The following is an 8,891-nucleotide window of genomic DNA, read 5'->3' as shown; positions in this document are numbered from 1 at the left end:
TCTGTGCAACAAAAACTTCCACGCTCACAAAACTCATACGGCACGCCCAAGGCATCCCCTATCGCAAGCCCATAGATTGCTGACTTTAGTTGGGCACGACGTCGCAATGCCTGGGAAGCCATGCTGGCGGCAATGATAGTTTTGGAATCACAAATAAGTCCTGCTTTTACCGCATCTAAAACTTCGAGGATATCAAGCCACACGACATCAACAAACTCACCTTTATCGGGAGTCGCATCACTTTGATACACGCCATGCGCGAGGTAAATCATCGTATGTTCATCAGTAAAACCAATCGAACCGTACGAGGTTGCCAACAACTCAAGTGAGCTGGCCACAAGGCCCGTTTCTTCTTTGAGTTCACGAGCAGCGCAAACCGTAGGATCTTCTCCGAGCTCGAGTTTGCCTGCGGGAATTTCAAGGGTCAGGTGATCCACCGATACACGCCACTGGCGCACTAAACACAGTTTGCCCTCGCGTATGACTGCCACGGCAGCGCCCCCATGGTGACGCGCCAGCTCTCTATAAGCAAGACTCCCATCAGGACAGCTTACCTGAGAAGTCTCAACCGAAAAAATCTTGCCTGTCCACACAGTTTGGGTTTGTAGGAAACGCTCCTGCAAGTTTTCATCACTTGCACAAAGCTTTTGTATGCGGTCAAGCATATTTGCATCCTCACTTTTTTACTCAAACTGTCAACAAAAATTATATCGACATAGGCGCCCTCTAAGCGTTAGGCTTAACTAGTATGCACCCAAAGGAAAGGACTTACTATGGGCATCGATACTACCTGCATCCATGGAGGATATCAGGCAGGAAACGGCGAGCCGCGCTGCTTGCCAATCTACCTCAGCACCACTTTTCACTATGACACAACTGATGCAGTGGCAAATCTTTTTGATCATCCCGAGCAGGGTCATATGTATTCCCGCATTACCAACCCCACCTGCGCTGCCGTAGAAGAAAAAATTGCAGCTCTTGAAGGCGGCGCTGCAGCTATGCTGACAAGCTCTGGTCAGATGGCAAGTTTCCTGACCGTTGCTAACCTCTGCAAAGCGGGTGATCACTGCGTGGTTTCCTCCGCGATTTACGGTGGTACGATAAACCTCTTTACTACTACCCTGCCTAAGTTTGGCATTACTACCACTTTCGTCTCTCCTCGTGCAACAAAAGAGGAAATCGCTGCAGCTATTCGCCCCGAGACTAAGCTTGTTTTTGGCGAAGTTGTTGCTAACCCCGCCCTCGCCGTACTTGACCTAGAAACCTTTGCTTCTGCAGCTCACGAAGCTGGACTACCCTTGGTTGTGGATAATACCTTCCCCACGCCCGTGCTCTGCCGTCCTATTGAGTGGGGTGCTGACATTGTTGTACACTCCACTACCAAGTACATGGATGGTCATGCCATAATTGTCGGCGGCGTCATTGTTGACTCAGGCAAATTTGATTGGGCTGCTTCTGGTCGTTTCCCTGACTTTACCGAACCTGACGAGTCATACCATGGCACCATCTATACGCGTGATTATGGCAAGATTGCCTTTATTATGAAGGCTCGTATGCAGCTCATGCGTGATTTTGGCGTAAATCCCCCTGCGACCAATGCCTTTATTCTCAATGAGACACTCGAGACCCTTGCACTGCGTATGAGGCGTCATACAAGTACCGCTCAAAAGGTTGCCGAATATCTGGAGGCTCGTCCCGAGGTAGATTCGGTCAACTTCCCTGGCCTAAAATCCAATTCCTATCATGAGCTTGCAAATAAGTATCTACCTGATGGCCCCTGCGGAGTCATTTCCTTTGTGGTAGGAGATGGCAAGGGCTCCAAGGGCGGCAGTCGTGACCGTGCGGCGGCAGTACTTGATCATCTGAAGCTTGTTTCTCAGGAGGTGCACGTCGCCGATTCGCAAACCTGCGCCTTGCATCCTGCCACCTCGACCCACCGCCAGCTCACCGATGAGCAGCTGCTAGCTGCAGGCATCTACCCTGGTATGATTCGTCTCTCCTGTGGTTTGGAAGACCCCAAAGATATCCTGAGTGACCTTGAACAAGCATTTGCTGCTTTGGCCTAAATCACCGAGTACAAGCGGCATCTTTATGGTGCCGCTTTTTGTTATGACGAGCTTGAACTAAGTATTTGGAGGGATTATGACCGCGAATGAGCATAAGGATTTCGCCGCATTGGCACTCGAGATGCACCGTCAACATCACGGCAAAATCGAGGTCATCAGCAAGGTTGCGCTCAATAATCGTGATGATCTCTCTGTTGCCTATACTCCCGGTGTTGCCGAACCTTGTCGCCAAATTGCGAGCAACCCTGATGCGGTATGGGACTACACTGCAAAGCGCAATCTTGTTGCCGTTATCTCGGATGGTACTGCCGTACTAGGGCTCGGCGATATTGGACCTCTAGCAGCTATGCCTGTCATGGAGGGCAAGTCCATCTTATTCAAACAGTTTGGCGGCATCGATGCCTTCCCCATCTGTCTCGACACAAAAGACCCTGATGAGATTGTCCAAACAGTTAAGCGATTGGCGCCTGGCTTTGGTGGTATTAACCTTGAGGATATTTCTGCTCCGCGCTGCTTTGAAATAGAAACACGTTTGCGTCAAGAGCTTGATATTCCTGTCTTTCACGATGATCAACATGGCACAGCGATTGTCTGCTCAGCAGGTCTTATGAACGCATTGCGCCTGGTGGGAAAAAAGCTCGAAAACACGCGTATCGTTATCAATGGCGCAGGATCTGCTGGCATTTCTATTGCCAAGCTGCTGGCTGAGCTTGGTGCGACAAATATTGTTTTATTGGCTCGAAGAGGAGCACTGGCTCCCGGTGAAAACTGGATGAATCCCGCACAAGCAGCCATGGCTCTGCGCACGAACCCCGAGCGCATTCATGGTCATCTCACAGAGGTGCTTCCTGGCCGCGATATCTTTATCGGCGTTTCTGCTCCTCGGGTGCTCGATGCAAAGCTCGTCTCAGCCATGGCAGATGATGCTATTGTCTTTGCAATGGCAAACCCCACACCCGAAATCATGCCTGACGAGGCAAAGGACGCTGGAGCTCGCGTGGTTGCAACGGGGCGTTCAGATTATCCCAATCAGATAAACAATGTGCTTGTCTTCCCAGGAATTTTCCGCGGAGCTCTTGATGCACGTGCAACAGACATCACTGAAGGCATGAAACTGGCAGCAGCGCAAGCAATCGCAGATATCGTAAGCACCGATGAATTATGCGAAGACTACATCATCCCCAGCGCATTTGATGATCGTGTGGCCAAAGCTGTAGCAACCGCTGTCGCCCACCAAGCGCACGTTGAAGGTATTGCTCGCGCCTAGAGGGCAGTATTTATCGTTTTGCTTCGCTACACTAAGCTTTATAAGACAAAAATAGGTTCACGACAACGAAAGGCAGACCATGAGTACAGAAACGCGTCCTTATGTTCCTTGGAAGCAAATCGGCGATTTTATGGTTGACGCCTTTGCAGCCTACGGTGTACCGCGGGCTGATGCTGAGATTTGCGCCGATGTCTTAATGGAATCCGACCGTCGTGGTATCGAGAGTCACGGCTGCAACCGCTTAAAGCCAATCTATCTCGACCGCATCAAGCGCGGGACTTTGCTACCCGTTACTCATGTCGAGATTGTGCGTGAAACTCCAACCACCCTGGTTATGGATGCGCATGACGGCATGGGTATGGTTGCGAGCCACAAAATGATGCACATGCTTATTAAAAAAGCAAAGACCCAAGGTATGGCAGGTGGTGCAATCAAAAACTCTACTCACTATGGCATCGCTGGTTATTGGGCCACGATGGCAAGCGATGAGGGTTTAATTGGTCTTACGGGCACCAATGCTCGTCCCTCTATCGCACCAACATTTGGTGTAGACAATATGATGGGTACTAACCCTTTGACCTTTGCCCTACCAACAGATGAGGAGTTTCCCTTCTGTATAGACTGCGCCACTTCCATTGTTCAGCGTGGTCGTATCGAATACTACGCACGTGAGGGCAAAAAGACCCCCGCAGGTTGTGTGGTTACCGCTGATGGCGGCACCGAAACCGATAGCCAGCAGATACTCAAAGATCTTGTGGAAGGCACGGCCGCCCTTGCGCCTCTGGGTGGTGTAGGGGATGCCACTGCAGGATACAAGGGCTATGGTTATGCGGCGGTTGTCGAAATTCTCTCGGCGGCACTGGCCGGCGGCAAGTTTATGAAGGCGCTTATGGGCGTATCTGCTGAGGGAAAGCCACAGATGTATGGCTTGGGACACTTCTTTTTTGTGATTGATCCTGAGGCATTTTGCGGCCGTAAGACCTTTGAAAAAATTGCTGGTGATATCTGCCGTGCGCTGCGCGCTTCCAAAAAAGCTCCTGGTCAAGACCGCATTTATACCGCCGGTGAGAAAGAATGGTTAGCGACACAAGAGCGTAAGGACAAAGGTGTGCCGGTAGGTTCTGGGGTACAAGCAGACCTTATTGCCATCCGAGACGAACTAGGGCTTCCCTATCATTTTGATTTTGAAAATCTCTAAAGAGCGTCGTTGCCTTATTGCTCAAAAGGAGAAGCATAATGAGTATTCGTGATGATGCTCGCCAGATGAAACTTAGTGCACCGATACTTGCTGCCAGCGATATTGCCCTTCGCAATCATGCGCTTGAGCTGGTAAAGCAGGCTCTGCTTGAGGCGAAAGACACAATTTTTGCAGCAAACGCTGCAGATGTACAAGCCGCCAAGGAAGCAGGAATTGCAAGTCAGCTCATTAAACGTCTCTGCTTTGATGAGCACAAACTAAACGACGTATGTTTGGGCATCGACCAGCTCATTGGCCTGCCCGATCCGCTTGGAGTCATCACACTTGATCGCGAGCTTGATGAGGGTCTAGAACTTCGTCGTATAAGCTGCCCCATAGGCGTTATCGGTGTCATCTTTGAGGCACGCCCCGATGCGCTTGTGCAGATTTCAACCCTCTGCATCAAGTCGGGCAATTGTGCAATTCTTAAGGGAGGACGTGAAACCGCCAAAACAAATCGCTGCCTTTTTGTCCTCATCCACGATGCTATTCTTAAGGCAGGACTTCCTCCAGCCTGCCTCATGCAGGCAGAATCTCATGCTGATATTGATGAACTACTGGGTTGTGATGGTGATGTTGATCTGCTCATCCCGCGCGGTTCTAATGCCTTTGTCCGCCACATTATGGACAATAGCAAAATCCCTGTAATGGGTCATGCCGATGGAATCTGCCACAGCTTTGTAGAACAGAGTGCAGACTTTGACCAAGCTCTGCGTGTACTTATTGATGCCAAAACACAGTATGTAGTTGCCTGCAATACGATGGAGACTGTCTTGGTACAGCGCAGTATCGCTCAGGACTTTCTACCCCAATTGGCTGCAGCTTGCGAGGCAGCTGGCGTGAGTCTGCACGGCGATGACGAGGTAGCCCGCTACCTTCAGGTAAAGCCCCTAGGCGCAGACGGCTATGCGCACGAATATCTCGCCCTTGAGCTCAGTGTCAAGCTTGTAAAGGATACCGAAGAAGCAATCGAACATATCAATCGCTACGGTTCTCATCATACCGATGCAATTCTTACCCGCAATGAGAGCGAGGCCAACAAGTTCCTGCAGATGGTTGACTCCGCAGGTGTCTATGTCAATGCATCGACACGCTTTGCTGATGGCTACCGTTATGGCTTTGGCGCTGAGGTGGGTATTTCTACGGGCAAGATTCATGCGCGCGGTCCTGTAGGACTGGAAGGACTCGTAACCTATAAGTATTTGTTGCAGGGGCAAAACCATATTGTGAGTGACTATGCCTCAGGCAAGCGTCAGTTTACGCATCGCAACCTCTAAGAGCCAAGTGGCACGCAAGTTCAGCTGCAACCTGATTGATTTGAACTAGCTACGGTCGTGGTTAACTGGGCGGTAAAACAACTCACTAATTTTTGCCGTATCGCGCGTTTGTCCAAGCACCCACATAGTCTTGGCCACAAGCGATTCAGAAGTCATGTCGCCACCCTGCAAAATACCAGGTTTGTTGGCGTAGGCACGTCCAACTTCATATACGCCTAAATCGAGGCCTTCCTCAGGTACCTGTGTCGTCATAACCAAACTGCGTTCCGAGGCTATCCACTCGTCTATCGCATGCTCATACGATGCATCGGGATACTCTGGAACACCGCCTATACCAAAGGTTTCAAGTATGATGGCATCATAGTCCGCCTGAAGCAGAGCAAAAATTGAAGGTTGAAGCTTGGGCGTAAGCTTGATAACAATCACACGCTCGTTCAACTTGTCATAAAAGCAAGGCGTTCGCGCTTGTCTGTCGAGTTTATGAGCAGAACTAACGCGAACAATTTGATCATTACGTATGAGCGCGAGGGCTGGATAGTTAACGCTTGAGAATGCGTTAAAACTCATCGTACGCTGTTTGCGAGCCCGCGTTCCCGCAATCACCTCACCCCCAAAAACCACGCTCACATCACTGCTCTCATCATCGAGTACATACAGCAGACTCTGGTACACATTAAGTTTGGCATCGGTAAAGGGATTGCCCATAGGCTGCTGTGATCCCGTGAGCACAATTGGCTTGTCATTGTTTTGGATGAGATAAGAGAGCGCCGCCGCCGTATAGGCCATCGTATCGGTGCCATGTAATATAACAAAGCCATCGTAGCTATCGTACTTATCACGAATTTCTTGAGCAATACAGAGCCAGTCACAAGGGCGCATATTTGTTGAATCGATATTCATCGGTTGAACAACATCGAGCTTGCATAAACCCTCGATGAGCGGTACTTGCAATGCTAATTCTTTGCCTGTCATGGCCGGTGAAAGCCCTGCTTCACCAGCAACCGAGGCGATAGTACCGCCTGTGGCTATAAGCAATATGCGCTTCATGCAGATTCTCCTTGGCATTGCTTATCAAGAATAAAACGAATTCGTTGTTCTAAATGAATCTGGTTAGCACAGCAGCTCACCAGTTCACATAACAGCTGCTTAAGCTCACTGTCCTCATCTGTAGGGATACTCTCTGTACCTTTAATCGCAGCAGAAAAGAGTTCAATAAAACTCTGGTAGGCCACTTCACGCGTGTATTGCGCGCGCTGAAGCTCGAGTAAACTGCGAATATCATCGAGTTGCAGTATCGTCTTTGCAATTGCTACAAAAATAAGATCGCACACATGATTACGGTAGTAGAGCTTTTTTATAGGGCGATCGATAATGTCTTGCTTGACATAGTTGGAAACCATCGAAGGTGTCAGATACACACTCCCCAAGGGCTCTAGATAACCATTAATCAATCGGCATGTTTGTTCAAGCAAAAGACCTACATCGGGAATGTCTCGTAGCGCAGGCAAATAAAAGTCCGTCAGCAATACTTGACAAGACTCTTGCATTTCTTTTTCTGTTTTACTCACTTTGTTTGCTCCTTAGCAACTATGCACGTAAGCACACCTTTACAAATTTTATTGTTTAGGTTCTGCTTCGTCAAAGATGAGTTTGTTAATTTGTGTGTGTGGTTTTTAGTAAACCTATAATCTCATATTTATATTGATACAATTAAGCAAAAGGAACAAGGGAGGTTACCATGCTCGATCGCATTCCTTTACCAAAATATAGCCCCAGCGAAGAAGCTGTTAATGCTATCTCGCATCTTGCCGGCGTTGGACTTGGTCTTTTTGCATTGGGCTGGATGTTGCGCTCTGCCCTTGAGGCGCCTACTATCCCAACGATTGTCGGCATTGTTGTCTATGCACTCTCCCTGATGTTGCTCTATGGCGTGAGTACCGCTTACCATGCACTACCTGTAGGACGAGCAAAGAAAGTGCTCCGCATTCTTGATCACTGCTCTATATATTTGTTGATTGCTGGTTGTTATACGCCCATTGCACTCATTGTGTTTTGGAATACAGCTGCTGGAAAATTACTGCTTGCGGTGGAATGGGGTATTGCAGCGCTGGGAATTGCCGCTAATGCCTATGATATGACAGCAAAACCTATCAAGGTACTCAGCCAAATTAGCTACCTTTTGATGGGTTGGGCAATCATGCTCATTCCCCTGCCCACCCTGTTTGAGGTGGGACACAGCTGGCTCGTTTGGATTTTTGCGGGTGGACTAGCCTATACGATAGGCATCATCTTTTATTTGGCGGGCAGCAAATATCCATCTATGCACTGTGTCTGGCATATCTTTGTACTGTTGGGGTCAGCCATTCAGATGATTGGTTTTATGCGTATGCTTTAGCGCATATCACAGATAGGCGAAGCAATGGCGCCGTTCAGATGATTGGCTTTATGCACATGATTTAGGCTTGCAAAACCTGTAAGGTTTGATTCTTGTCAAAACTTTGGCTTGAGTCTTGTACTCAGCAAAGATTGTGCCATTGTTGAGAGCAAGCTTGTTCTGCGAAAGGTTTATTTGTGCGATCCAAGGCCATTCAAACATCCGAATCACTTGAGCTTGCGCTGGTATTGGCACTATCTGGTGGCTTGATGGATGCCTATTCCTATCTCGCACGTGGCAAGGTATTTGCAAATGCTCAAACAGGCAATCTGCTTCTTTTGGGTGTCAATCTTTCCACCGGCAACTGGGATGTCATTGGCCGCTACCTCTCCCCCATCATCGCATTTGCGCTGGGCTGTATCGCCTCCGAGCTCATTCGCCACCGTCACAAACACGAAAATCCAAAGGAGCCAGGCATCCACTGGCGCCAGCATGTTGTGCTGGGAGAAATCGTTTTGCTTGCTATAGTTACTTGCTTAGGATCCGACTATAACCTTATTGCCAACAGCCTGACTTCCCTCGCTTGCGGCATGCAAGTACAAGCTTTTCGCAAGCTGCATGGACATGCTTTTGCCACCACCATGTGTATCGGCAATCTACGTAGTGGTAC

General features: G+C 49.1%; 9 protein-coding genes. 6 read left to right on the top strand and 3 right to left on the bottom strand.

The annotated features are described in order from the left end of the window. Positions 1 to 665 (bottom strand): NUDIX hydrolase (locus Q0X25_RS05770; protein WP_298579830.1); only part of this gene is annotated, 665 nt, incomplete at its 3' end. Positions 666 to 773: 108 nt separating this feature from the next. On the opposite strand from Q0X25_RS05770, the gene Q0X25_RS05765 reads away from it, so the two are divergent. The 4 genes from Q0X25_RS05765 (at position 774) to Q0X25_RS05750 (ending at position 5,847) form a co-directional block, all read left to right on the top strand. Further along, the gene (locus Q0X25_RS05765) at positions 774 to 2,066 is read left to right on the top strand and encodes an O-acetylhomoserine aminocarboxypropyltransferase/cysteine synthase family protein (RefSeq protein ID WP_298579827.1); all 1,293 of its coding nucleotides are present in this window, start codon (positions 774 to 776) and stop codon (positions 2,064 to 2,066) included. Between the two features lie 76 nt (positions 2,067 to 2,142). After that, complete coding sequence (locus Q0X25_RS05760; RefSeq protein ID WP_298579824.1) at positions 2,143 to 3,333, top strand: NADP-dependent malic enzyme; 1,191 nt, start codon at positions 2,143 to 2,145, stop codon at positions 3,331 to 3,333. A 79-nt stretch (positions 3,334 to 3,412) separates the two neighbouring features. Continuing rightward, the gene (locus Q0X25_RS05755) at positions 3,413 to 4,531 is read left to right on the top strand and encodes an Ldh family oxidoreductase (RefSeq protein ID WP_298579821.1); all 1,119 of its coding nucleotides are present in this window, start codon (positions 3,413 to 3,415) and stop codon (positions 4,529 to 4,531) included. Positions 4,532 to 4,569: 38 nt separating this feature from the next. Further along, positions 4,570 to 5,847 carry a glutamate-5-semialdehyde dehydrogenase gene (locus Q0X25_RS05750; protein WP_298579818.1) on the top strand — a complete coding sequence of 426 codons (1,278 nt, stop codon included), beginning with the start codon at positions 4,570 to 4,572 and terminating at the stop codon, positions 5,845 to 5,847. Between the two features lie 45 nt (positions 5,848 to 5,892). Here the strand turns inward: Q0X25_RS05750 and Q0X25_RS05745 are convergent, their stop codons facing one another. Both Q0X25_RS05745 and Q0X25_RS05740 read right to left on the bottom strand, forming a co-directional pair. Beyond that, positions 5,893 to 6,894 (bottom strand): asparaginase, encoded by a 1,002-nt coding sequence (locus Q0X25_RS05745; protein WP_298579814.1) that lies wholly within the window; start codon positions 6,892 to 6,894, stop codon positions 5,893 to 5,895. Beyond that, on the bottom strand, positions 6,891 to 7,415 hold the full coding sequence (locus tag Q0X25_RS05740) for a DUF1836 domain-containing protein (RefSeq protein WP_298579812.1): 525 nt from the start codon (positions 7,413 to 7,415) through the stop codon (positions 6,891 to 6,893). Before Q0X25_RS05740 ends, Q0X25_RS05745 begins: the two co-directional genes overlap by 4 nt. 170 nt (positions 7,416 to 7,585) lie before the next feature. On the opposite strand from Q0X25_RS05740, the gene Q0X25_RS05735 reads away from it, so the two are divergent. Then, complete coding sequence (locus Q0X25_RS05735) at positions 7,586 to 8,242, top strand: hemolysin III family protein (RefSeq protein ID WP_298579810.1); 657 nt, start codon at positions 7,586 to 7,588, stop codon at positions 8,240 to 8,242. 176 nt (positions 8,243 to 8,418) lie between these two features. Further along, on the top strand, positions 8,419 to 8,891 hold a 473-nt coding region (locus Q0X25_RS05730), incomplete at its 3' end, for a YoaK family protein (protein WP_298579808.1).

Origin of the sequence: uncultured Olegusella sp. (genome assembly GCF_947253395.1) — a bacterium.
Taxonomy (GTDB): Bacteria; Actinomycetota; Coriobacteriia; order Coriobacteriales; family Atopobiaceae; genus Olegusella.
Note: the sequence above shows the minus strand (reverse complement) of the source record. Positions and strands in the feature narration are given on the sequence as shown.

Coding starts and splice junctions, on each gene's coding strand:
- Q0X25_RS05765 (WP_298579827.1), top strand. CDS start 774: ATGGGCATCGATACTACCTGCATCCATGGAGGATATCAGGCAGGAAAC.
- Q0X25_RS05760 (WP_298579824.1), top strand. CDS start 2,143: ATGACCGCGAATGAGCATAAGGATTTCGCCGCATTGGCACTCGAGATG.
- Q0X25_RS05755 (WP_298579821.1), top strand. CDS start 3,413: ATGAGTACAGAAACGCGTCCTTATGTTCCTTGGAAGCAAATCGGCGAT.
- Q0X25_RS05750 (WP_298579818.1), top strand. CDS start 4,570: ATGAGTATTCGTGATGATGCTCGCCAGATGAAACTTAGTGCACCGATA.
- Q0X25_RS05745 (WP_298579814.1), bottom strand. CDS start 6,894: ATGAAGCGCATATTGCTTATAGCCACAGGCGGTACTATCGCCTCGGTT.
- Q0X25_RS05735 (WP_298579810.1), top strand. CDS start 7,586: ATGCTCGATCGCATTCCTTTACCAAAATATAGCCCCAGCGAAGAAGCT.